Raw genomic sequence first — 22,901 nt, forward strand, 5'->3', positions numbered from 1 at the left:
GGACGACGGCGGGCTCAGTGACAACTCTCCATCGAAGCAAATAATAAGGGACGCCATGACCACCATCACCGACCCCCTTGTCTCCACCGAATGGCTTGCCGCCCACCTCAATGACCCCTCCGTCAAGGTGCTCGACGCGTCGTTCAAGCTGCCGGGCGTCACTCCGCTGCCGAAGGAAGACTTTCTCGGAGCACACATCCCCGGCGCGGCGTTCTTCGATGTCGATGTCATCAGCGATCACGGCATCGCGCTGCCGCACATGTTTCCCAGCGAGGGCCACTTCGCCGATGGCGTCGGCGCGCTCGGCATCTCCAACGCGGACACGGTGGTGATCTACGATGCCGGCGGCTGGGTGGCTGCGCCGCGCGCGTGGTGGATGTTTCTCGCTTTCGGCCATGCCGACGTGCGCGTGCTTGACGGCGGCTTGCAGAAATGGCGCGCCGAAGGCCGCCCGGTCGAGAGCGGCGAAGCCGACCCGGAGCCGGCCAGCTATGACGCAAGCTTCGATGCGAACTTCGTGCGCAGCCGGCAGCAGGTGGTCGGCAATCTCGACAGCCGGGCAGAGCAACTGATCGATGCACGGCCGCAGCCGCGTTTCGAAGGCAGCGTACCGGAGCCCCGGCCGGGCCTTCGCGCCGGCCACATTCCCGGCAGCCGTAACGTGCCCTATGCGAGGCTGTTCGACGCCAGCACCGGCACGATGAAGTCGCTCGACGAGTTGCGCGCGGCGTTCACGGGTGCGGGGGTGGATCTCGGCAAGCCGATCGTCACCACCTGCGGTTCCGGCGTGTCGGCGCTGGTGCTGACGCTGGCGCTGTATCGGCTCGGCGTCCGTGGCTCGGCACTGTACGACGGCTCCTGGGCCGATTGGGGCCAGGCCGACGGCCCGCCGGTGGCCACCGGACCGGCGTGAACGCCTAGCGCGGGAACGGCTGCCCGAACGGATCGGTCTGCGCCGGTGCGGCGGCGGCGGACGTCGCCCGTGCTGCGACGCGGTGTTTTTTGGCGGGAGCCGGTTTGGATTTTTTCTTCACCGGAGCGACCGCGCGCGCGACCACGGGCTTGGTGGCTACCGGCTGCTCGATGGTGACCGGCGGGCCGCCCAGCGTCGCGATCTTCGTCGAAGCCAGTTTGGTGTCGGCGTCGGTCAGCGTGGTCGCCGGCTGATCGACCGCGGGTGTTTCTGCCGACAAGATGGCGGCCGGCGCTGACGCGGCGATCTCGGGAGCCGGTGCGGGCGGCGCGGCAGCCACCGGCGCCAAAGCGACGGTCGTCGGCGTCTCCAGCTTCGTCGGCTCCGGCTTCGCGACTTCGGCCGGCGTACCCTCCGGCGCCTCGGCAGTGCCGGGGGCGGCCTGCCTGTCGGGCTCGGTGGTGGGTTGAGCCTCCACCGGAGCAACGGAGGTCGGCAGCGGCTCTGGCGGAGCGTCCGTGGTGGTTTCAGCCGCAGATACGGGGGCTCTTGTCTCGGGGGGCTCGAATCGCAGCATCGCCAGCGTCGGCGGCGCCTCGGGCTGCTGCTGTGGGAACATGGACGGCGGTGCCGCGCGCCGCACCGGCAGGCTGGCGAACTCTTCATGGGCCGAGCGCAGCAGCGAGGCAGCGCCCAGGCCGAACACAAGCATGGCGATCGAGAGCACGACGGCCCCGACCAGAAAACGGAAACCCGGAAGCATGAATTGGTATTCCGCCTTCGCGGGATGCGCGAAGGCCCTTGAGCCATCGGGGACGCGGTGACAACACTGGGATCGGCCTGTTTCGCGGCGGCACCCCGTATTCGGATTGTCGCGAATCAGCCAGCGCAAGGATAACGCAACACCCCGGAACCGTTTGTTAAAATTTCATTGGCACATCAGACGGCGCGCAATCGGGCAATCCTTGCCGGATGGTGAGACAAGTTGGCCACTTTCGGCCCCGATCTGGCGAATATGACCGAACGGGGCCGCATTTTACGGGATTTGTCTTGAATGCGCCGTGATCCTGCGCGATCTCACGTTAACGATCCGGTGTCGGCTTGGATTTATACAAGGGCCATGATGATCAAGCATGTTCTAACGATTTTCGCGACCGTGGCAGTCAGTGCCGCGGCTCCTTCGTTCGCTCTGGCGCAGGGCTATCCTGCCGCCTCACAGAACGGCTATTCGATCGCGCCGGATCCGTCCTATCCGCCCGGCGGGTATCCGGCCGATACACGTTCGCGCCGCGCGATGGACGCCATGCCGGATTTCGACGCGCTGGACGAGGACGATGCCCCGGCACCGCGCGGCCGTGCTGACGTCGGATTGCCCGCGCCTGGTCCGGTGATATCGCCGGATGATCCGCGCTACGGCCGCCCTGCCGGCGCCCCCGTCTATTCCGACCGCGCCGCGCCGCAGGGCCCGGTGATGTCGCCCGACGATCCGCGCTATGGCCGCCCGATGGGTCCGCCGCCGGTGATCTATTCCGATCGCACCCCCGACGACGGCCGCGGCCTGCGCCCGCCGGAGCCGCTGGGCGCCCCCGTGACCGGTTCGGTGCAGCCTCAGTCGCAGGGCCCCGATGGCCGCGCCGCCTCGCTGTCCGCGCTGCCGCCGGAAGAACAGCCCGAGAGCGGTCCGGCCCAGTTGCCGCCGAACCTGCGCCGCCAGGAAGTGTCGTTCGTCACCAAGGAGCCACCCGGCACCATCGTGGTCGATACCCCCAATACGTACCTCTATTACGTGCTCGGCAATAACCGCGCGATGCGCTATGGCGTCCGCGTCGGCCGGGATGGTTTCACCTGGACCGGCGTGCAGAAGATCACCCGCAAGGCGGAATGGCCGGATTGGCATCCGCCGTCGGAAATGATCGAGCGCCAGCCCTATCTGCCGCGCTTCATGGCTGGTGGCCCGGGCAACCCGATGGGCGCCCGCGCGATGTATCTCGGCTCGACCGTGTTCCGCATCCACGGCACCAACCAGCCCTCGACGATCGGCAAGTTCGTCTCGTCGGGCTGCATCGGCATGGTCAACGATGACGTCTCGGATCTGTTCGAGCGCGCCAAGGTCGGCACCCGTGTTGTTGTGCTTCCGGGCGGCAAGCCGCCGATCCCGACAAACACCGCGTCCGCGGCACCCGTTCCCGGCCCGAACGCCGGCAACCTGCCGCCGGCCGCGCTGGCCGGCAGCCAGCCGAGCTCGGTGCAGCCGCTGCCCGCGCCGGTGACCATCCGCTAAAGCGTTTACGCAAACAAACGGGCGCCGCGTTTCCACGCGGCGCCCGTTTTGCGTTTCGGAGGTGGTCAGCCCAGCCGCCGCAGCGGCTCGCCCTTCAGCCAGCCTTCGATGCCCTCGATCATCTCGCGGTAGATGCGGCGATAATTCTCCGCGGTGACATAGCCCAGATGCGGCGTGATCACGACGTTGTCGAGTTTGCGCAACGGGCTGTCCAGCGGCAGCGGCTCCTGCGAATAGGTGTCGAGCGCGGCGCCCGCGATCTTGCGCTGCTGCAGCGTTTCCAGCAACGCCGCCTCGTCGACGATCGGGCCGCGTGCGGTGTTGATCAGGTAGGCGGTGGGCTTCATGCGCGCGAGGTCGTCGCGCCCCACCAGCCCGCGCGAGCGGTCGCTCAGCACCACATGGATGGTGATGATATCGGCGGTGGCGAACAGTTCTTCCTTGCTGGCATAGCTGACGCCGGCCTTCTCGCACGCCTCGGGCGTGAGATTCGTGCTCCAGGCGATCGTCTTCATGCCCAGTGCGCGTGCGATTGCCGCGACATGGCTGCCGAGCTTGCCGAGCCCGATGATGCCCAGCGTCTTGCCCTCGACGTCCTCGCCCAGCGTGATCTGCCAGGGTTCACCGGCCTTCATTCGGGCATTCTCGAAGCCAATTTTGCGCGTCAATTCCAGCATCAGGCCGATGGTCAGGCCGGCGGTGGGATTGCCGACCATCGCGGTGCCGCAGACCACGACGTCGCGTGCCTTGGCGGCTTCCAGGTCGATGGCGGCATTGCGCATGCCGGAGGTGATCAGCAGCTTCAGCTTCGGCAGCGCCTCGAACACCGCGCGGGGAAACGGCGTCCGTTCGCGCATTGCGCAGACGATCTCGAAGTCCTTCAGCGCGGCGATGGCGTCCTGGGCGGAGGCGAACGGCTTGTCGAACACCGTGGTCTCGATGCGGTCGGCCAGCGGGCTCCAGTCGGCCAGTTGCAGCGCCACGTTCTGGTAGTCGTCAAGAATTGCACAGCGTAGCCGCGTCATGGATCGCCCATCCGGCAGGAGGAGGACGGCCGAATGGCCGTCGGGGAAGGGCGGCATGGTTACGCGCAATACCGGCCGGCGCAAGCGCAGGCGGCGCGGAGGCGTACCGTTCAGTTCAATGTGACGTCGGAGGATGTTTGCGCTTGGCGTCGCAAGCGGGGCCTGGACCGCGCATATAATGCAGCTCCGGGCGGTAGGGATCGAACGCCGCGATGAAGAACTGCCGCCAGAACTGGCGGATTTCCTGCAGCAGGCCGGTCGACGCGTGGCTGTCGGTCGGGGCGGGAGAGGACGTTCCGGGGGTGATGGTGGCCATGACGGACTCCGCCGAACTGCGCGATTTCTGTCGCGAGAGGGCGTTTCGTCGCCCTGCAGCCAGTCTTGGCGGGAGTCGTTAAAATGCGGTTCTAATTGTCGTCATGCGGGGCAGGGCGCGCCGTCATCCTTAGCGAAATCCTAACCGCCGGTTGCCCTTTGGGGTCCGCGTCGTTACATCAGCAGCAACCAAACTCACGCCCGCGTCAGCTTCAAGGATCACGATGGCCCGCCAATTCGTTTACTTCATGGAAGGGCTGACCAAGGCCTACCCGACCCGCAAGGTGCTGGATAACGTCCATCTGTCGTTCTACCCGGACGCCAAGATCGGCGTGCTCGGCGTCAACGGCTCCGGCAAGTCGACGCTGCTGAAGATCATGGCCGGCCTCGACAAGGAATACACCGGCGAGGCCTGGGTCGCGCAGGGCGCCCGGGTCGGCTACCTCGAACAGGAACCGCATCTCGATGCCGCGCTGACCGTGCGCGAAAACGTCATGCTGGGCGTCGCCAAGCAGAAGGCGATCATGGATCGCTACAACGACTTGGCGATGAACTACTCGGATGAAACCGCCGATGAGATGACCAAGCTGCAGGACGAGATCGAGGCCCAGGGCCTGTGGGATCTCGACAGCAAGGTCGATCAGGCGATGGACGCGCTGCGCTGCCCGCCGGACGATTCCGACGTGACCAAGCTGTCTGGCGGCGAACGCCGCCGCGTCGCTCTGTGCAAGCTGCTGCTCGACCAGCCCGAACTGCTGCTGCTCGACGAGCCGACCAACCATCTCGACGCCGAGTCCGTGTCATGGCTGGAAGGTCATCTGCGCGCCTATCCGGGCGCGATCCTGATCGTCACGCATGACCGCTACTTCCTCGACAACGTCACGTCCTGGATTCTCGAACTCGACCGCGGCAAGGGCATTCCCTACGAGGGCAATTACTCGTCGTGGCTGGTGCAGAAGCAGAAGCGTCTGGCGCAGGAAGGTCGCGAGGACGCAGCCCATCAGAAGACGCTCGAGCGCGAGCAGGAATGGATCTCGTCGTCGCCCAAGGCCCGTCAGGCCAAGTCCAAGGCGCGTTACCAGCGCTATGACGAATTGCTCAAGAAGGCCAGCGACAAGCAGGTGCAGGGCGCGCAGATCACCATTCCCGTCGCCGAGCGTCTCGGCGACAACGTCGTCGATTTCGAAGGCCTCAGCAAAAGCTTTAGCGATCGCCTGCTGATCGACAACCTCACCTTCAAGCTGCCGCCCGGCGGCATCGTCGGCGTCATCGGCGCCAACGGCGCCGGCAAGACGACGTTGTTCAGGATGATCACCGGCCAGGAAAAGCCCGACGTGGGCACCATCACCGTCGGCGAGACGGTGCATCTCGGCTACGTCGATCAGTCGCGTGATTCGCTCGACGGCAAGAAGACCGTATGGGAGGAAATCTCCGGGAACAACGAGCTGATCCTGCTCGGCAAGCGCGAGGTGAATTCGCGCGGCTACTGTTCGACCTTCAACTTCAAGGGCGGCGACCAGCAGAAGAAGGTCGGTTCACTGTCCGGCGGTGAACGCAACCGCGTCCATCTCGCCAAGATGCTGAAGTCCGGCGCCAACGTCCTGCTGCTCGATGAGCCGACCAACGATCTCGACGTCGATACGCTGCGCGCGCTCGAAGAGGCGCTGGAAGACTTCGCCGGCTGCGCCGTGATCATCAGCCATGACCGCTGGTTCCTTGATCGCATCGCGACCCACATCCTGGCCTTCGAAGGCGACAGCCACGTCGAATGGTTCGAAGGCAACTTCCAGGACTACGAGAAAGACAAGATGCGCCGTCTCGGCCATGACTCCATCGTGCCGCACCGCATGAAGTACAAGAAGCTGACCAGGTAGGATCAGCGCCCCAACTGCTGCGCCCGAGGCGGGAGCCTCGGGCGCAGCACTCCAGCGATGAGCCTTGCTCCTTTTGCCGCGCTGGATTACCTGCTTTCGGATGGCGACGCGATAAAACGGGACAGAAGCGGACATGGCCGACTGGAACGCGCAGCAATATCTGAAATTTGAAGACGAGCGGACCCGGCCGGCGCGGGACCTGCTGGCACAGGTTCCCCTCTCGGACGTCCGCAAGGTCGTCGATATCGGCTGCGGGCCGGGCAATTCCACCGAGCTTCTGGTGAAGCGCTGGCCGCAAGCTGCGGTGATCGGAGTCGATACCTCCGCCGACATGCTGCGACAGGCCCGCGAACGGCTGCCATCACAGACCTTCATCGAAGCCAACATTGCGCATTGGGCGCCGCCGGCGGGCACCGAGGTGTTGTTTGCCAACGCCGTATTTCAGTGGGTGCCGGACCACCTCAAGCAGTTGAGGCGGCTGGTTGGCGGACTGCCGCCGGGCGGCGCGCTGGCGCTGCAGATGCCGGACAATCTGGACGAGCCCTCGCATATCCTGATGCGCGAAGTAGCCCACCTCGAACCCTGGCGAAAGCAACTGGCGAAGGCCGCCGAACTGCGCGACGCGCTGCCCAAGCCCGGCGTCTACTACGATGCGCTGCGGCCGCTGTGTACGCGGCTGGAGATCTGGCACACGATCTACAACCATGCCCTCGACGACGCGCCCTCCGTGGTCGAATGGGTCAAGGGCACCGGACTGCGCCCGTTCGTCGATCCGCTGGAGCCGCCGGAGCGCAAGGCCTATCTGGCCGAATATACCGCCCGCATCGCCGCGAGCTACCTGCCGCAGGCCGACGGCAAGGTGCTGTTGCGGTTTCCGCGCATCTTCATTGTCGCGGTGAAATAGCCTGTGCGGCGAGTTGCCGCGCGGTGCAACATCTTAGCGTCCAGATCGCACCGCTATAAGAACGCGGTGCAATCGCTCCGCGATTCCTGATTTACGAAAGCTGCTGATGTCCCTGACGCCCAAGACGCCGTTGCCGCCGACGAGTTTCCCGTTGCGGCCGATCCCGATGCTGATCTTCGGTTCGCGCTGGCTGCAGCTGCCGCTCTATATCGGCCTGATCGTGGCCCAGGGCGTCTATGTCGTATTGTTCCTGAAGGAGCTGTGGCATCTGTTCGCCCACGCCTTCGATTTCAGCGAGCAGCAGATCATGCTGGCGGTGCTCGGGCTGATCGACGTGGTGATGATCTCCAATCTGCTGGTGATGGTGATCGTCGGCGGCTACGAGACCTTCGTGTCGCGCCTCAACCTGCAGGGCCATCCCGACGAACCGGAATGGCTCAGCCACGTCAATGCCAGCGTACTGAAGATCAAGCTGGCGATGGCGATCATCGGCATCTCGTCGATCCATCTGCTGCGCACCTTCATCGAGGCCGGCGCGCTGGGCTCTGCGCGCACCAGCAACTACACCGAGACCGGCGTGATGTGGCAGACCATCATCCACACCGTGTTCATCCTGTCGGCGGTCGGCATCGCCTATGTCGACCGGCTGTCGAATCTCGCGACGGAAGAAGCGCGCCGCCAAGGCCACCACGAACACGCCAACGGCCACGGCGGCCACCATTGAGGGCGATGCTCCACTACGCTCGGTACGTGCTGTTGGCGCTTGTCCTGACAGGCGGCGTGTCCTCAGCCCACGCCGCCGACGCCGGCTTCACGAATTTCCTCGCCTCCGTCTGGCCCGAGGCGCAGCAGGCCGGCGTGTCGCGCAGGACGTTCGATGATGTCACGCGTGGGCTTGAACCCGACTACAAGCTCCCTGACCTCGCTTTGCCCGGTCGTTCCGCTACTGGCGCGCCGTCGCAGGCGGAGTTCGTGCAGGTACCGGCCGACTATGTGAAGGAAGCCTCGATCGCCCGGTTGGCGTCGGAGGGGCAGCGTTTGATGCAGAAGCATCGCGCTACGCTGGAGGCCATCGAACAGCGCTTCGGCGTGCCCGGCACAATCATCCTGGCGATCTGGGGTCGCGAAACCGATTACGGGCGCTATGCGCTGCCCTATGACGGCATCCGCGTGCTGGCGACGCAGGCCTATGTCGGCCGCCGCAAGGAGCAGTATCGCGGCGAGTTGATCGCCGCGATGAAGCTGATCGAGGATGGCGACGTGACCCGCAAGGATTTGCGGGTGTCGTGGGGCGGCGCCACCGGGCTGACGCAATTTTTGCCGTCGGAACTCGCCAAGCATGGCGTCGACATGGATGGTGACGGCCGCGTCGATATCTGGACCTCGGTGCCGGATGCGCTGGCCTCCGCCGCGCAGCAGCTCAAGAACAAGGGCTGGCAGCCCGGCTTGCGCTGGGCCTATGAGGTCCGTGCGCCGGCGAATGCCGATTGCACGATGGGCGTGCCGGAAGTGACGAAGCCGATCGGCGAGTGGCTGCGCGCGGGGTTTGTGCCGGTGCGCGGATTGAAGCTCAGCGCCGCCGAGCAGGCGCAGCCGGCATCACTGTTGCAGCCGGAGGGCATCTACGGCCCGGCGTTTCTGACGACGAAAAACTACTTCGTCATCAAGGAGTATAATTTCTCCGACCTTTATGTGCTGTTCGTCGGTCATCTCGGCGACAGGATGTCGAGCCCGCAGCCCTTTGCGACGCCGTGGTCGGCCTCAAAGCAGTTGCGCAGCAGCGATGTCGAGGCGATGCAGAAGCACCTGACGCGGATAGGGTTGTATAGCGACAAGGTCGACGGCAAGGCCGGCATGAAGACGCGCGCGGCGCTTGGCGCCTATCAGAAGTCGGCGCGACTCAAGGTCGATTGCTGGCCCAGCGAGACGGTATTGCGCGCGATGACCGGCGCGAAATAGCGGCCGCGGATCGGGGCCGTCTGCGCACACGAAAAAACCCGGCCGTGTGAACGGCCGGGTTTTTTACTGGATGGCTGCGCGCCGATGGCGCGGGCCGTGTCAGATCAATCGCAGACCTGGACCGGGCGCGAACGCCAGACGCCACGGTACTCGTCGAAGAAGCGCTGGCGCACGACGCGGCATTCCGGCTCTTCGACATAGACGGGGGCGGGGGCGCCGTAGCCGTAAGCGGGGGCCGGGCGGCTGGCGGCGATCGCGCCGCCGAGCAGGGCGCCGCCGATCAGGCCACCGGCAACGCCGGCAGCGATACGGCCGCCGTCGGCGCGGGCGGCAGGCATCGCGGAAACCAGGGAACCGGCAACCGTCGCGACGGCGAGCATGGCGGAAATTGTCTTCTTCATCTCAGATCTCTCCTGAAGGCGCCGCAAGCGACGCGCGGTTAAAGCTAGTCACGCTGAATTCGAAACGACGAACTCGCTTAAAAGCGCCCAATCGTCAACCCGGCGTAAAAGTTCACGGTTGAGTGAGCCGGAAAAACGGTTTTTTCGGGCCGTAACAGTTGGAACACCGCAAATGGCAGGCCATTGCGTTCGTTGGCAATCTCAGAGGCTAGCCTCAGAGATTAGCCGCAGACCCGCACGCGACGAATCCGCCAGCCATAGCCGTCCCAGAACCGCTGCCGCTGCCAGCCGCAGTTGTCGTAGTAGCCGGGGCCGGCGACATAGGCGGGTCCGCCGTAGTAGCCGTAGCCCGGACCGTATCCGTAACGGGGGCCGGCCAGTGCGCCGCCAATCAGGGCGCCGCCGATCACGCCGGCCGCGATCCCGGCGCCGAGGCCGCGTTGCGCATGGGCCGGCGCTGGCGCCAGCGACGAAAGAGCCAGGGTCGTAACGGCTGCGAGGGCCATCAACATTTTCTTCATGGCATCACCTTCATGAGGAACTGTCCGCAGCGGGTGCTGCGCATATCCGAAAGTTTCACACGGCGTTTGAACGATCAATGAATAAACACGCTGCATTCCGCCAAAACAGTGGCCATCCGGCGTCCTTCGGGTTGCTGGAGGTATCCGGCATGATGGGTTTTTGGTCCTGTTTTTTGGCTCGATCGCCCAATGCTGGCTGATCCACGGCTCCAGCGCGGCGCCGGTAACGGTAAATTCGACTAACCCCTGCCAGCAAGGCACTTCTTTAGATTCGTTCTATGTAGCTGGAGAGCTTCGCGTAGTTTGGAATTGCTTCAAAAGGCACGTTTTCCTTTTGCATCAGCGGCGCGATTTTCCTATCGAAAGGGTGTCCCGGCCTGCGAGCGTACCGTCTCCCATGATCGTTTGTTCCTGCAACGTTTTCTCCGACCACGATGTCCGTAACGCCTGCAGTGGTGCGCAAGTGCCGCGCACACCGGGGCAGGTCTATGGATGCCTTGGCTGCAGCGCGCAATGCGGCCGCTGCGCCCGTACCATCAAGGCGATTATGGACGAGGCGCTTGGCGCCTGCGCGAAAGCTTGCTGCGCAGGCTGCCCGCATAGTGCGGCCCATTCTGAAAATCAGGTGGCTGCAATGGGGGCCGGCCATGTCCATGCCGAAGCGCATGTCCATGTGGTACTCGCCGACCTTGCGGTCGCTGCCGCCTAAGCCCTTCATTATCAGCGCATTTGCCCCGATCGCGACCATTGTCGTTGCCCCCAGGCTTCGACAATAGGGGTTGTTCTCCCATTTGATCTGATTTAGAACGTTTCTAAATGCAGATGAGGGCTGTTTTTCAAGGTCCTCGATAACAGGAGTGCATCATGAAGGGCGACCCGAAGGTCATTGATTACCTCAACAAGGGCGTGCGCAGCGAGCTGACCGCGATCAGCCAGTATTGGCTGCACTTCCGCCTGCTGAACCATTGGGGCCTGCTGGAAATGGCCAAGGTGTGGCGCAAGGAGTCCATCGAGGAGATGGTCCACGCCGACAAGTTCATCGACCGCATCCTGTTTCTTGATGGCTTCCCGAACCTGCAGGTTCTGGATCCGTTGCGCATCGGCCAGACCGTCAAGGAGGTCATCGACGCCGACCTGGCCGCCGAAATCGGTGCCCGCACGCTCTATCAGGAAGCGGCGACCTACTGCCATAGCGTGGGCGACTACGTCTCCCGCGACCTGTTCGAGTCGCTGATGAAGGACGAGGAACACCACATCGACTTCCTCGAGACCCAGCAGCACGTCATCGAACGTATCGGCATCGATCTCTACACCCAGAAGCATGTTGGCGGGCTCGAAAGCGAGTTCTAGGTCAAGTTTGTCATTCCGGGATGCTTCAGTCGGCGAAGCCGGCTGGAGCAGGCCCGGAAGCCCGAGATGTTTTAGACAGCTCCGGGTTCCCCGCTACCCCAATTGGAGTAGCTGGGGTTCACTCGCAGCTTGCGCTGCTCCTGCCCTCAGGCGCGCCAATTGGCGCGCTGGGGAACGACGGTTACGCGGCTACGACGTCCGCTTTGCCGGTAACGCCGGCATCGGACAATTGGCGAAGGCGGCCTTGATAGCTGCCTCCGACCCTTCCAGCGGATATTCCGCGGAGGTCCGGCCCGCGATCAGCGAACGTATCCGGATGTAGAGTTTGCGGGAGCCGGGCAGCTCGCTGAGGAATGTGGCGAGTGCGGCGGGCTCCTCGAGAACCAGCATCGGCTGCCCCTTGACGACGCGGGCTTCGACACCCGCATGACCCGGCCTATCGTCGAACCGATAGCCAAACACCGATTCACGATCGTTGCCGATCTTGAACGCGAAGGCGAACCGCACCAGCGGATGGCCATCGAAGCACGTCAGCTGGAACTGGGAGATCTTGGGAAAATCCACATAGCTGTTGGATCCCCAGCCATGCACCGCGGCGCTCGGCAATTCCGTGCCGGTGACCCGGTCGACCTGGTGGGCGATGTACCATTCGGCCGAGCGGGTATCGCCCTCAGCGCCGACATAGGGGTCGCGCACGCAGCCGCCCAGCAGCCCCGCGAAAATGACCCCGATCCACGCCATGCCACGCACGATCACGCTCTCCCCACAGCGCAGGGAGAATGCAACCTAAAGATGCGTTTCGCAAGAGGGAGGTCGCCGGGCGCTCAGAGCTGCTGGCGGTAGGCGGCTTCGATTTCTGCCTGGCCGACCGGCTCGCCGAGCTTGGTCTGGTCATGCACCATCTCGGAGATGCTGGGCAGCACCGAGCGCTTCACCTGCGCCTCCGGCGACCACAGATTGGAGCGCATCAGCGCCTTGCCGCAGTGGAAATAGGATTCTGTGACGGTGATGCGCAGCACCGCGCGCGGCAGCTTGCCGAACTCCTCCATCGAGGCCATCAGTTCGGGGTCGGTGATCAGCTTCGCTGTGCCACTCACGCGCAGGCTGTCGTCGATCCCCGGCACGAAGAAGATCAGCTGCACGTAGCCGCTGCCATTCAGCAGGTTCTGGAACGTGTCGATGCGGTTGTTCCCGGGGCGGTCGGGCATCAGGAGTTCGGTCGGCGAGGTCACGCGGACGAAGCCGACGCCGCCGCCGCGCGGCGAAGCATCGACGGTGCCGTCGGGACCTGAGGAGGCCATCACGCAGAATGGCGACAGGCCAATGAATTTGGCGGAATGGACGTCCAGTGTCGGTCGTGCCTTGGCGATCACGCGCTCATGCGGCGTCGGATAGATCGTGCGAAGGTCATCGGCGGCAATGTCGGTCAAGTCGACTCTCCGGGTGCAGTTGCCGTGAAGATAGCATCGCGCTGCGTGCCGGAAAAGCGCTCTAGCGTCGATCGTTCCGCCACGGCCAGTCGATCACGCCGGCGCCGTACAAGGCCCACCAGATCAGCACTGGCTGAAACGCCAGGCGGGGCACGTGGTACCACCAGCTGTGGCCGATCAGGGGCATGTCGATGCCGTCGAGCGCATGCTTGAAATTGGCCGGCCACACGCACAGCGCATAGAGCGCTAACGCGATGCCGGCCCACCAGCGCAGCGGCTTTGTCACCAGCGCGGTGGCGGCGACAAGTTCGAACAGGCCGGTCAACATGATGACCTGCGTGGGATACGGCACCCAGCCCGGCATGATCAGCAGCAGTTTTTCGGGCACCAGGAGGTGCGCGATCCCCGCCGCGACATAGAACGTGGCGAGTAGCCAGCGCATGATCGCGCGGCGATGGCCGCGCGATCGGGGCATTTCCGGCACGGCGTTCACGCGCCGCGCGGCTCAGGCCTTGTCGACAATTTGGGTGGTGGGCCGGTCGTTGCCCGCAGCGGTTTCCTCGTGCCACTTGCCCTTCTCGTCCTCGAACTGGATCACCTCGGTGCGGCCGGGCACCGTCTGCTCGGTGGCCGCGCGCTTGGCGGCCGCTGCGGCGAGAGCGTGGCTGGCGAAGGGTTCTGAGAACACGGCGCCGACCTTGTAGGCCCAACCGCCATCGTGTTCGACGATCACATAGGTAACTTCCGTCATGGTGGTCTCGCTGTGGTTGGTGCGCCCGAGGGCGGAGGTCTTATTGCAACGCACGAAACGCCGAAATCGATCATACCGGACGACGGTTTCGGAGGGCGCGCTTGCGAAACACGAACGCTCGCTGCGAGCCCGACATAGTATGGCAGGCAGCGGCAGGTTCGGCAAAGTCAACTCGCGGGCGGCGGTGATGCAGCGCGAGCAAACCCTTGCTGCGCTGCCCGATGCGCCGGGATTACCGTTCGTGTAGGTTCCTGTGCCCGCAATCCCCTGACATCGGAAAAATCTCATGCAATGGCTTCGCCTGGTCTTGTCCGCCTTCGTTGCACTGACGCCGTCGGTCGCCTTGGCTGTCGATTATCCCGCGCCGAAGCAGGGTGTCTGGGTTGCGAAGGATTTCAGGTTCCATACCGGCGAGGTGATGCCCGAAGTCCGGCTGAACTATACCACGATTGGTGAGCCGTCCGGACAGCCTGTGCTGATCCTGCACGGCACCGCGGGTTCCGCCCTCAGCATGCTGACGCCGGCCTTTGCCGGTGAGCTGTTCGGACCCGGCCAGCCGCTCGATGCCGCCAAATATTACATCATTATTCCGGATTCCATCGGCCACGGAAAATCGTCGAAACCTTCCGACGGCCTGAAGACGGCGTTCCCGAAATATGACTACGACGACATGGTCGATGCGCAACACCGGCTGATCACCGAAGGGATGGGTATCAAGCATTTGCGGCTGGTGCTGGGCAATTCGATGGGAGGCATGCATGCCTGGATCTGGGGAACGAAATATCCCGCGATGATGGACGCGCTGGTGCCGATGGCGTCGCAGCCGACCGAGATGAGCGCGCGCAACTGGATGATGCGGCGTATGCTCGTGGAAACGGTGCGCGCCGATCCCGGATACATGGCGGGTAATTACACGTCGCAGCCGCCGATGTTGAAATATGCCACCGTGATGTTCGGTGTCGCGACCGCGGGCGGCACGCTCGCTTATCAGATGCAGGCTCCGACCGCCGCCGCTGCCGACAAGATCGTCGACGATCGATTCAGGGCGCCGTTCACCGCCGACGCCAACGACTTTATCTATCAGTGGGAGTCGTCGCGCGACTACAATCCGTCGGCCGCGCTGGAGAAGATCGAAACCGTGGTGCTTGCCGTCAATGCTGCCGATGACGAACGCAACCCGCCGGAAACCGGCCTGATGGATCGCGCAATGGCGGGGATCAAAAATGCACGGCTGCTGCTGATTCCGGCCAGCAGCGACAGCCGCGGCCACCTCACCACAGGCGCCGCGAAATTCTATAAAACGCAGTTGCAGGAACTCCTGCAGTCGGTGCCGAATCGAACGATGTAGAGCAAACGGGGCGGGGCATTTCCGCGTCCTGACCGGGATACGTGCGTGGCGGCGGTGCCCGTGCGAAGGAGGTGATCATGGCTACAGGACGAGGCCTTGGGCTGCTGTGCGCCCTCGCGCTGATGCTGTCGCCGTTGCCATCGGTTGCCCAGCAGCCGATCACCATCGCCGTGACCGACTTTGACTATGTCGATACGTCCGGCGAGGCGGCTGATCAGGCCGCGGTGCATCGTGACCGGATGGTGATCTTTGCCGCGGCGCTGCGCGACGAACTGGCGCAGCGCGACTACCGCGTGGTCCGCCCCAACTGCCCGCACCCCCTATGCACCGCCGCCGGCATGGCGCCCGACGACCTCGTCGCCACCGCGCGGCGGGAAGGCGCGCGTTACCTGGTCTATGGCGGCGTGCACAAGATGAGCACATTGGTGCAATGAGGCGAGGTGCAAATGCTGGACATCGACCGCAACCAGTTGGTCCTGCGCCGCACCGTCAGCTTTCGCGGCGACACCGACACCGCATTCCGTCGCGCCGGCGAGTTCGTCGGCGAGACGGTGCGCGATGCGCTGGCCGTGCGGTAGGCGTCTTCAGAACGAGCAGGTGCCGGCGCGCAGCATGCCGTCCTTCATGATCAGGGCGCCGAGAAACGTCGGCGCCACCGCGCCGGAAATCGTGGTGTAGTTCGACGCATACGGCGCGGTCGGGATGTTCTCGTCCCAGATCTGGCAGAAGCCGGTGTCCTGCCAGCGGATCAGATGATAGGCGGCGTTGGCGGGGGCGGTCGCGGCAAAAGCGGTCAGGGCGATGCCGGCGGCGGCGCACAGGGCGGATAATTTGCGCATGAATATCTCCTTCGGAAAACGGGCTGGCTCCGCGAAATGGCGGAGGGCCGGCGCGATCTGCCGGACTTTGGTGAGTATCGGCGCGGCAGGGCCCGGTTCAACGCTGGCAGGAACGCGCTGCGGCCTCACTTGTCCGCCAGTGACGCCACGCCCTCGATCTCGATCAGCATGCGTGGATCGGGCAGCGACAGCACCACGCAGGTGGTGCGCGCCGGGTAGGGCGGCGGCCCGAAGGCGTCGGCATAGAGCCTGTTCATGGTGGCCACATCGGACGCACGCGTCAGCAGAACATTGACCTTGACGAGACGGCGCACATCGGTGCCGGCCTCTGCCAGCACCCGCTTGATCGTGGCGACGACAAAGCCGAACTGCGTTGCAAAATCCTCCGACAGCGCGCCGCTGTCGTCGAAGCCGGGAATGCCGGAGACGAACAGCAGATCGCCGACGCGCGCCGCATAGGACAGCGGCGGGGCCTTGATGCCGGGCGGCGGCGGGAAGTGCTGGATGGGCATGGTCGACCTCGCGCGATGCGCACGGCGACGCGCCGTGTGGCGCAAACCTTTCAGCGCGCCGTCGCAGCGTCAACCGTGCGCCGGCACATCCGCACCGTCGGCCGAATACTGCCTGATCTTGTTGCGCATGGTGCGAACCGACACGCCGAGCACACGAGCGGCGTGGGTGCGGTTTCCGTCGCAGTGAGCAAGGGTCTGCAGCATCAGCTCGCGCTCCACCTCCTGAACGGTGGCGCCGATCAGCATCGGCACCACTTCGCTGGGATGGGAGGCCGGCACGAGGGCGCCGGCTTCCGTGACGGGATCATCGTGGACATCGTAAGGGGGCGGGTATGTCATCGGCATCTCCCGATCAACGCCTGCTTCGCACATGAAGCAAAAACATCGAGAACGAATGGCTCCCCAGCCATGGGTGAAGGTGGGCGCGATTGGTTAACGAAGGGTTAATGCGGCGTTGCGCGACGCGATCCGCGGCGGTCGTAGCCCGCATGAGCGCAGCGACATGCGGGTACATTTCCAGAAGTGCCCGGGTGTCGCTTTCGTTCACCCGGGCTACGTTGGCGGCCTGAACTAAATCCGCCGCCTACCTGTTCATCTGCCAGATCGCGGCATTGAGGGCGGTGGCGAAGATGACCCATGCAGCATAGGGCAGGAACAGCAGTGCGGCCGTGCGGTCCACGCTCCAGCGGATCGCGATGAAGGCCACGATCGACGCCAGCAGTGCGGCGATCACAAATAGCGCTGCGTCCGGCCGATGCGCGCCGAAGAAGGTCGGCGACCACAGGAAGTTCAGCACGAGCTGCAGCGTCCACACCGCCATCGCGAGCCCGATCGGCTCGCGCAGGAAAGTGCGCCAGCCCGCTATCGCGATCAGCACATAGAGGATCGTCCAGGCCGGCGCGAACAGCCAGCCCGGCGGATTGAACGAGGGCTTGGCGAGGGCGGCAAACCACGCGCCCGGGCGCGTGGTGTAGCCGATCGCCATTCCGCCACCGAGCACGATGGCGAGAAAGGCGCCGAGGACGAGATAGCGCGTCATGCCGCGCGCCTCACAGCTCCCGGTTGCTCGCTTTCACCGCCTCGGCCTGCACGTACACCTGCTCGCCCATGTCCTTGAACTTCTGGCTCATGGTGGCCATGCCGTCCTCGATCACGCCGGACATCGACATGCCCATCGACGCGGTGCCGCCAAGGTTCAGCGCGGCCTTCTCGTTGTCGCCGAGGGTGGCCGCATAATCGCGGACGTCCTGGGTGATCTTCATCGAGCAGAATTTCGGCCCGCACATCGAGCAGAAATGCGCGACCTTGTGGGCGTCCTTGGGCAGCGTCTCGTCGTGATAGGAGCGCGCGGTCTCCGGGTCGAGGCCGAGGTTGAACTGGTCCTCCCAGCGGAAGTCGAAGCGCGCACGGGACAGCGCGTCGTCGCGCAATTGCGCCGCGGGATGGCCCTTGCCGAGATCGGAAGCGTGCGCCGCGATCTTGTAGGTGATGACGCCGACCTTGACGTCGTCGCGGTTCGGCAGGCCGAGATGCTCCTTCGGCGTCACGTAGCACAGCATCGCGCAGCCGAACCAGCCGATCATGGCGGCGCCGATGCCCGAGGTGATGTGGTCGTAGCCCGGTGCGATGTCGGTGGTCAAAGGCCCGAGCGTGTAGAACGGCGCCTCGCCGCATTCCTTGAGCTGCTTGTCCATGTTGATCTTGATCTTGTGCAGCGGCACGTGGCCGGGGCCTTCGATCATCACCTGACAGCCCTTGGCCCATGCGATCTTGGTGAGCTCGCCCAGCGTTTCCAGTTCGGCAAACTGCGCGCGGTCGTTGGCGTCGGCAATCGAGCCCGGGCGCAGGCCGTCGCCGAGCGAGAACGACACGTCGTACTTGCGCATCAGGTCGCAGATTTCTTCGAAATGCGTGTAGAGGAAACTCTCCTTGTGATGCGCCAGGCACCACTTCGCCATGATCGAGCCGCCGCGCGACACGATGCCGGTGACGCGGTTGGCGGTCAGGTGGATGTAGGGCAGGCGCACGCCGGCGTGGATGGTGAAGTAGTCGACGCCCTGTTCGCACTGTTCGACCAGCGTGTCGCGGTACAGTTCCCAGGTCAGCTTGACCGGATCACCATCGCACTTCTCCAGCGCCTGGTAGATCGGCACGGTGCCGATCGGGATCGGCGCGTTGCGCAAAATCCATTCGCGGGTGGTGTGGATGTTGCGGCCGGTGGAGAGGTCCATCACGGTGTCGGCGCCCCAGCGGATCGACCATACCATCTTGTCGACTTCCTCTTCGACCGATGATGTCACGGCAGAGTTGCCGATATTGGCGTTGTTCTTGGTGAGGAAGTTGCGGCCGATGATCATCGGCTCGAGTTCGGCGTGGTTGATGTTGCAGGGGATGATGGCGCGGCCACGGGCAATTTCCGAGCGCACGAATTCCGGCGTCACGAAGGCCGGCACCGATGCGCCAAAGCTTTCGCCGTCGGCCAATGCGGCTTCGGCGCGCTCAAGCTGCACCTTGCGTCCCAGGTTTTCGCGCTCGGCGACGTAGATCATCTCCTTGGTGATGATGCCGGCACGCGCGAACTCGTACTGCGTGATCATCGCATCGCCGGTGCCGCGCATCGGCTTGTGATAGGCGGTGAAGGATTTCGCGGCGTGTGCTGCGCCGACATTGCCGTTGTCTTCCGGCTTGACGTCGCGGCCTTCATATTCCTCGACGCCGCCGCGTTCCATCACCCACGCCGCGCGCGGGCGCGGCAGGCCGGCATTGACGTCGATGACCACGTTCGGATCGCTGTAGGGGCCGGAGGTGTCGTAGACCGGCAGGTCCGGCTCGCCGGCGCCCTTGCTCAGAATGATTTCGCGGATCGGCACGCGCAGGTCGGGCGCGCTGTCCGGGATCGCATAGACCTTGCGCGACGACGGCAGGCTGCCGGTGGTGACGGCGGGCAGGGTGGTGTCGGGATTGGAGCGGATGTTCATGTCGTATCCTCCGTTGTCGTTCTTGAATTCTCAGGCGGCTTTGGCGGATGCGCCCAGCCAGTTGCGGACGCGTGTATCGGGATCGCTGTTCTGCGTGACGTCGCTGACGACGGCGATGGAATCCGCGCCGGCGGCATAGATCTCGGCGGCCTGTTCGAGCTTGATGCCGCCGATCGCGACCAGCGGGATATCGCCGATGCGCTTCTTCCAGGTGGTGAGCTTGGGAATGCCCTGTGGCGCGAACCGCATCGATTTCAGCGTGGTCGGAAACACCGGGCCGAGCGCAATGTAATCCGGCTTCGCGCGCAGTGCGACTTCGAGTTCCTCGTCGTCATGCGTGGAAAGGCCCAGCGTCAAACCGGCGCGACGGATCGCGGCGACGTCGGCGTCAGCGAGATCTTCCTGGCCGAGATGCAGATGCCTGGCGCCGAGATCAATCGCGACCCGCCAGTAGTCGTTGACGACGAGTTTGGTCGAGGTACCTGCGGTCACTGCCAGCGCCTCGCGAAACAAGATCGTTGCGGCGGCATCGTCGAGATCCTTGGCGCGCAGCTGCACGGTGCCGACGCCGAGCGCCGTCAGGCGCTTCAGCCACGCGATGGTATCGACGACGGGATAAAAGCGGTCAGGATACGGCATGCCAGAACGGGGTCCCGATGACTGGAGTGGAAGGAGAAGCGAAATCGCGCGGGCCCATCAGGCCCGCCTCAAAGGCGGTGCGGCCTGCCTCTACGCCCAAGCGAAACGCTCTGGCCATCGCGACGGGATCGGCGGCCTTGGCGATCGCGGTGTTGAGCAGCACGGCGTCATAGCCGAGCTCCATCGCCTCCGCGGCGTGGCTCGGCGCGCCCAGGCCGGCATCGACCACCAGAGTGATATCCGGCAGCCGGTCGCGCATCAGCCGTAGCGCATCGGCGTTGACGATGCCGCGCGCGCTGCCGATCGGCGCGGCCCACGGCATCACGACCTTGCAGCCGGCATCGACGAGGCGCAAAGCGACGCTGAGGTCCTCGGTGCAATAGGGGAACACCTCGAAGCCATCCTTGATCAGGATCGATGCGGCTTCGACGAGGCCTACCACGTCGGGCTGCAGCGTGTCGTTGTCGGCGATCACTTCGAGCTTGATCCACGGCGTGCCGAACAGTTCGCGCGCCAGCTTGGCGGTGGTCACGGCATCGCGCACGCTGCGGCAACCGGCGGTGTTCGGCAGCACGGAAACATTGAGTTCGCGGATCAGCGACCAGAACGCGTCGCCGGTCTTGCCGCCGGCCGACTCGCGGCGCAGGGACACCGTGACGATCTGCGCGCCGGAGGCCTGGATCGCCTGCTGCATGATCGCCGGCGACGAATACAGCGCCGTGCCGATCATCATGCGGGAGTTGAAGGTCTTGCCGTAAAAATCGACTTTGGATGTGCTCATACCGCCGCCCCAAACCCGGTTGTCATCCCCGCGCATGCGGGAATCCAGTATTCGGACGTGTTCGTGACGGAGCGGAGCAGCCGCCTTGTACCGGGTCGTTCGGTCAAGCCGGGCGATGACAGCGGAGTATGTTGCACTTTCATCCTCACCCTCCCTGTCGCGGCGTGATGATCTCGATCTCGTCGCCGCTCTTGAGCGCCGTCAGCGCCCATTGGCTGCGCGGCACCACGTCGAAATTCAGCGCGATGGCGCAATGCGTGCCTTCGTATTCGAGTTCGGACAAAAGCGCGTCGACATGCGACGCCTCGATCTCCCGGTGTTCGCCATTGACGATCACGCGCATTGCATCACCTCGTTATCAATCTCGCCACGCTGCACATAGGCCAGCGTCAGCTCCGCCAGCGCCGGCGCCAGCAGGAAGCCGTGGCGGTACAGACCGTTCACCGCGATGCGCTGTCCGTGAATCGCGATGCGCGGAAGGTTGTCGGGAAACGCCGGCCGCAGGCCGGCGCCGAATTCGAGAATGCGCGCTTCGGCAAAGGCCGGATGCACCGCATAAGCGGCGCCGAGCAGCTCCAGCGCAGAGCGTACGCTGACGCCGCGGTCCTCGGCTTCGATGGACGTGGCGCCGAGCATGAAACGATTTTCGGCGCGCGGGATCACATATAGCGGCCAGCGCGGATGCATCAGGCGCACCGGGCGCGACAATTGCACTTCGTCGGTTTCGATGATGATGATCTCGCCCTTGACGCCGCGCAGCGCCGGCTGCTTGTCACGCGCGGCGATGCCGCGGCAGTCGATCACCAAGCCCTTGAGGTCTTCCGGCTGCTGTTCGCTGTTGTAGCGGATGGTGCCGCCAGCGGCCTCGATCTCCGCATGCAGTTGGGGAAGCACGCGGCGCGGTTCCACGTGGCCCTCGCCGGGATAGAATAGCGCGTCGCGATAGCGGCCTTCGAGGGAGGGTTCGATCTCGGCCAATGCTGCGGCATCGAGCCGTGTGTGGCCGGAGGTCATCTTGGCAAAGCGATCATAGTCGGCGCGGTCGCGGGCGTGCGCCACGACGAGCGAGCCGTTGAACGGCGTGTCCGGAAGAGCATTCCGCCACAGGTCCAGCGCGCGCAGGCCGAGCCGCGACACCACGGGCTCCGAAACCTCGGCCTCGCACCACGGCGCCAGCATGCCACCGGCCCAGTGGCTGGTGGCATCGCGCATGCCCTTGTCGCTGCGTTCGTGCAGCGTGACGGGGTGGCCCGCTCTGGCGAAGGTCAACGCCTGCCATGCACCGGCAATGCCGGCGCCGATGACTGCTACGGGGGATTCCCCACGCGCAACTTGCGAGTTCTGTAACATCCCTGTCCCTTCGCCGGCATGACCCGGATCAGGTTCAAAGGGTCACCGCGGTCTCGCTGGAAATGCGAGCGTGCGGTATCTCAGCTCCTCGTCGGAGCCCCCCTCGGAACGACTCTAATGTAAGCTCATGGGCCGGGGTGTCAACGCACGCCGGCGGTCGTGCACCGATAATGGCCGTTGTTACGGCGCTCTTTACGGCTGTGGAACCTGCGCGTTGGCGCTGGTCAGCTCGTCCATCCGGGGAATCGCAAGCAGGGGCTCGTGCTTGTTACGCTGGCGCTTGGCTGCGTAGTAATAGCCGCCGGCATAATAAGACACCGCACGGTTGTGGTCGCCGCCTGCGGCACGGAACGCGCCGGCCAGGTATTTCACGGCGTAAGTGAGATTGGTCTCGGGATCGCGCAGGCCCTCGGCGGTGCCGGTGTAGCCGAGCCCGCGGGCGGTGCCGAGCTTGATCTGCATCAGGCCGATGGTGCCGCCGCGCCCGATCAGCGACGGGTGATATTTGCTCTCGCGCACGATCACCCGGTGCACCAGCGCCTCCGGCACGCCGTTGGCGCGGGCATGGGTGGCGACCATCGCCTCGTAATCGGCGCGCTGCTGTGCTTGCGCCGCGTGGGGAAGAAAAGTGGCGGCGATGAGCCCCGCCAAGGCAACCACAATGCGCATCAATCGGCCTCGAAATTCCGTCAGTCGTCGTCTAGCGGTGGCAGCCTTGCGGCCAGCCTAA

Annotated in this window: 30 protein-coding genes and 1 riboswitch; of the genes, 11 read left to right on the forward strand and 19 right to left on the reverse strand. The window is 64.7% G+C overall.

What is annotated here, in order from left to right; all coding sequences use genetic code 11:
• Positions 1-55 precede the first annotated feature (55 nt).
• Complete coding sequence (gene sseA / locus JWQ24_RS27405) at positions 56-913, forward strand: 3-mercaptopyruvate sulfurtransferase (RefSeq protein WP_299815403.1); 858 nt, start codon at positions 56-58, stop codon at positions 911-913.
• Between the two features lie 4 nt (positions 914-917).
• On the opposite strand, the gene JWQ24_RS27410 is transcribed toward sseA, so the two are convergent.
• A complete protein-coding gene (locus tag JWQ24_RS27410; RefSeq protein ID WP_299815406.1) occupies positions 918-1,676 on the reverse strand; it encodes a hypothetical protein in 759 nt (252 codons plus the stop codon).
• A gap of 357 nt (positions 1,677-2,033) precedes the next feature.
• Between JWQ24_RS27410 and JWQ24_RS27415 the strand changes: the two genes are divergently transcribed.
• Entirely contained in the window at positions 2,034-3,194 is a 1,161-nt protein-coding gene (locus JWQ24_RS27415; RefSeq protein ID WP_299815409.1) for a L,D-transpeptidase, read from the forward strand.
• A 65-nt stretch (positions 3,195-3,259) separates the two neighbouring features.
• Here the strand turns inward: JWQ24_RS27415 and JWQ24_RS27420 are convergent, their stop codons facing one another.
• Together JWQ24_RS27420 and JWQ24_RS27425 are read right to left on the reverse strand one after the other, a co-directional pair.
• Positions 3,260-4,219, reverse strand: a complete 960-nt coding sequence (locus JWQ24_RS27420) for a D-2-hydroxyacid dehydrogenase family protein (protein WP_299815411.1) — start codon at positions 4,217-4,219, stop codon at positions 3,260-3,262.
• A gap of 115 nt (positions 4,220-4,334) precedes the next feature.
• Entirely contained in the window at positions 4,335-4,535 is a 201-nt protein-coding gene (locus JWQ24_RS27425) for a hypothetical protein (RefSeq protein WP_299815413.1), read from the reverse strand.
• 223 nt (positions 4,536-4,758) lie between these two features.
• On the opposite strand from JWQ24_RS27425, the gene ettA reads away from it, so the two are divergent.
• The 4 genes from ettA (at position 4,759) to JWQ24_RS27445 (ending at position 9,271) form a co-directional block, all read left to right on the forward strand.
• Entirely contained in the window at positions 4,759-6,408 is a 1,650-nt protein-coding gene (gene ettA, locus JWQ24_RS27430; RefSeq protein WP_299815415.1) for an energy-dependent translational throttle protein EttA, read from the forward strand.
• A gap of 133 nt (positions 6,409-6,541) precedes the next feature.
• Positions 6,542-7,312: a trans-aconitate 2-methyltransferase gene (tam, locus tag JWQ24_RS27435; protein WP_299815418.1), complete on the forward strand. Its 771-nt coding sequence runs from the start codon at positions 6,542-6,544 to the stop codon at positions 7,310-7,312.
• Between the two features lie 106 nt (positions 7,313-7,418).
• On the forward strand, positions 7,419-8,036 hold the full coding sequence (locus JWQ24_RS27440; RefSeq protein ID WP_299815421.1) for a TIGR00645 family protein: 618 nt from the start codon (positions 7,419-7,421) through the stop codon (positions 8,034-8,036).
• 5 nt (positions 8,037-8,041) lie between these two features.
• Positions 8,042-9,271, forward strand: a complete 1,230-nt coding sequence (locus JWQ24_RS27445) for a lytic murein transglycosylase (RefSeq protein ID WP_299815424.1) — start codon at positions 8,042-8,044, stop codon at positions 9,269-9,271.
• A 104-nt stretch (positions 9,272-9,375) separates the two neighbouring features.
• Here the strand turns inward: JWQ24_RS27445 and JWQ24_RS27450 are convergent, their stop codons facing one another.
• Positions 9,376-9,672, reverse strand: a complete 297-nt coding sequence (locus JWQ24_RS27450) for a hypothetical protein (protein WP_299815427.1) — start codon at positions 9,670-9,672, stop codon at positions 9,376-9,378.
• A gap of 221 nt (positions 9,673-9,893) precedes the next feature.
• A complete protein-coding gene (locus tag JWQ24_RS27455; protein WP_299815430.1) occupies positions 9,894-10,193 on the reverse strand; it encodes a hypothetical protein in 300 nt (99 codons plus the stop codon).
• A 397-nt stretch (positions 10,194-10,590) separates the two neighbouring features.
• Between JWQ24_RS27455 and JWQ24_RS27460 the strand changes: the two genes are divergently transcribed.
• Together JWQ24_RS27460 and bfr are read left to right on the forward strand one after the other, a co-directional pair.
• A complete protein-coding gene (locus tag JWQ24_RS27460; RefSeq protein WP_299815584.1) occupies positions 10,591-10,902 on the forward strand; it encodes a (2Fe-2S)-binding protein in 312 nt (103 codons plus the stop codon).
• Positions 10,903-11,057: 155 nt separating this feature from the next.
• On the forward strand, positions 11,058-11,543 hold the full coding sequence (gene bfr / locus JWQ24_RS27465; protein ID WP_299815432.1) for a bacterioferritin: 486 nt from the start codon (positions 11,058-11,060) through the stop codon (positions 11,541-11,543).
• Between the two features lie 189 nt (positions 11,544-11,732).
• On the opposite strand, the gene JWQ24_RS27470 is transcribed toward bfr, so the two are convergent.
• The 4 genes from JWQ24_RS27470 to JWQ24_RS27485 form a co-directional block, all read right to left on the reverse strand.
• Positions 11,733-12,284 carry a hypothetical protein gene (locus tag JWQ24_RS27470; protein ID WP_299815587.1) on the reverse strand — a complete coding sequence of 184 codons (552 nt, stop codon included), beginning with the start codon at positions 12,282-12,284 and terminating at the stop codon, positions 11,733-11,735.
• Between the two features lie 83 nt (positions 12,285-12,367).
• Positions 12,368-12,973 carry an MSMEG_1061 family FMN-dependent PPOX-type flavoprotein gene (locus tag JWQ24_RS27475; protein ID WP_299815435.1) on the reverse strand — a complete coding sequence of 202 codons (606 nt, stop codon included), beginning with the start codon at positions 12,971-12,973 and terminating at the stop codon, positions 12,368-12,370.
• A 61-nt stretch (positions 12,974-13,034) separates the two neighbouring features.
• On the reverse strand, positions 13,035-13,448 hold the full coding sequence (locus JWQ24_RS27480) for a hypothetical protein (protein WP_299815591.1): 414 nt from the start codon (positions 13,446-13,448) through the stop codon (positions 13,035-13,037).
• Between the two features lie 30 nt (positions 13,449-13,478).
• Positions 13,479-13,724 carry a hypothetical protein gene (locus JWQ24_RS27485; RefSeq protein ID WP_299815438.1) on the reverse strand — a complete coding sequence of 82 codons (246 nt, stop codon included), beginning with the start codon at positions 13,722-13,724 and terminating at the stop codon, positions 13,479-13,481.
• 286 nt (positions 13,725-14,010) lie between these two features.
• Between JWQ24_RS27485 and JWQ24_RS27490 the strand changes: the two genes are divergently transcribed.
• The 3 genes from JWQ24_RS27490 to JWQ24_RS27500 all read left to right on the forward strand — a co-directional run bounded on the left by JWQ24_RS27490 (position 14,011) and on the right by JWQ24_RS27500 (position 15,650).
• Positions 14,011-15,072, forward strand: a complete 1,062-nt coding sequence (locus tag JWQ24_RS27490; RefSeq protein ID WP_299815441.1) for an alpha/beta fold hydrolase — start codon at positions 14,011-14,013, stop codon at positions 15,070-15,072.
• A 77-nt stretch (positions 15,073-15,149) separates the two neighbouring features.
• On the forward strand, positions 15,150-15,506 hold the full coding sequence (locus tag JWQ24_RS27495; protein WP_299815444.1) for a DUF2380 domain-containing protein: 357 nt from the start codon (positions 15,150-15,152) through the stop codon (positions 15,504-15,506).
• 12 nt (positions 15,507-15,518) lie between these two features.
• Positions 15,519-15,650, forward strand: coding sequence for a hypothetical protein (locus tag JWQ24_RS27500; RefSeq protein WP_299815447.1), 132 nt, complete (start codon positions 15,519-15,521; stop codon positions 15,648-15,650).
• 6 nt (positions 15,651-15,656) lie between these two features.
• Here JWQ24_RS27500 and JWQ24_RS27505 read toward each other — a convergent pair whose 3' ends face one another.
• The 10 genes from JWQ24_RS27505 to JWQ24_RS27550 all read right to left on the reverse strand — a co-directional run bounded on the left by JWQ24_RS27505 (position 15,657) and on the right by JWQ24_RS27550 (position 22,840).
• Positions 15,657-15,911, reverse strand: a complete 255-nt coding sequence (locus JWQ24_RS27505; protein ID WP_299815450.1) for a hypothetical protein — start codon at positions 15,909-15,911, stop codon at positions 15,657-15,659.
• Positions 15,912-16,036: 125 nt separating this feature from the next.
• Complete coding sequence (locus tag JWQ24_RS27510; protein ID WP_299815453.1) at positions 16,037-16,423, reverse strand: RidA family protein; 387 nt, start codon at positions 16,421-16,423, stop codon at positions 16,037-16,039.
• A 69-nt stretch (positions 16,424-16,492) separates the two neighbouring features.
• Positions 16,493-16,762 (reverse strand): helix-turn-helix domain-containing protein, encoded by a 270-nt coding sequence (locus JWQ24_RS27515; RefSeq protein ID WP_299815455.1) that lies wholly within the window; start codon positions 16,760-16,762, stop codon positions 16,493-16,495.
• A 244-nt stretch (positions 16,763-17,006) separates the two neighbouring features.
• Entirely contained in the window at positions 17,007-17,462 is a 456-nt protein-coding gene (locus JWQ24_RS27520) for a TspO/MBR family protein (protein ID WP_299815458.1), read from the reverse strand.
• A 10-nt stretch (positions 17,463-17,472) separates the two neighbouring features.
• A complete protein-coding gene (gene thiC / locus JWQ24_RS27525; RefSeq protein WP_299815461.1) occupies positions 17,473-19,401 on the reverse strand; it encodes a phosphomethylpyrimidine synthase ThiC in 1,929 nt (642 codons plus the stop codon).
• A gap of 30 nt (positions 19,402-19,431) precedes the next feature.
• Entirely contained in the window at positions 19,432-20,040 is a 609-nt protein-coding gene (locus JWQ24_RS27530; protein ID WP_299815464.1) for a thiamine phosphate synthase, read from the reverse strand.
• Positions 20,027-20,821, reverse strand: coding sequence for a thiazole synthase (locus tag JWQ24_RS27535; protein ID WP_299815467.1), 795 nt, complete (start codon positions 20,819-20,821; stop codon positions 20,027-20,029). Before JWQ24_RS27535 ends, JWQ24_RS27530 begins: the two co-directional genes overlap by 14 nt.
• A gap of 145 nt (positions 20,822-20,966) precedes the next feature.
• Positions 20,967-21,164, reverse strand: coding sequence for a sulfur carrier protein ThiS (thiS, locus tag JWQ24_RS27540; protein ID WP_299815470.1), 198 nt, complete (start codon positions 21,162-21,164; stop codon positions 20,967-20,969).
• Positions 21,155-22,171, reverse strand: a complete 1,017-nt coding sequence (locus JWQ24_RS27545) for an FAD-dependent oxidoreductase (protein ID WP_299815473.1) — start codon at positions 22,169-22,171, stop codon at positions 21,155-21,157. Before JWQ24_RS27545 ends, thiS begins: the two co-directional genes overlap by 10 nt.
• Positions 22,159-22,285, reverse strand: a riboswitch (TPP riboswitch). It overlaps the preceding gene by 13 nt.
• 78 nt (positions 22,286-22,363) lie before the next feature.
• Positions 22,364-22,840, reverse strand: a complete 477-nt coding sequence (locus JWQ24_RS27550; protein WP_299815476.1) for a lytic transglycosylase domain-containing protein — start codon at positions 22,838-22,840, stop codon at positions 22,364-22,366.
• Positions 22,841-22,901 lie beyond the last annotated feature (61 nt).

Source organism: Tardiphaga sp., from assembly GCF_028290495.1.
GTDB lineage: Bacteria > Pseudomonadota > Alphaproteobacteria > Rhizobiales > Xanthobacteraceae > Tardiphaga.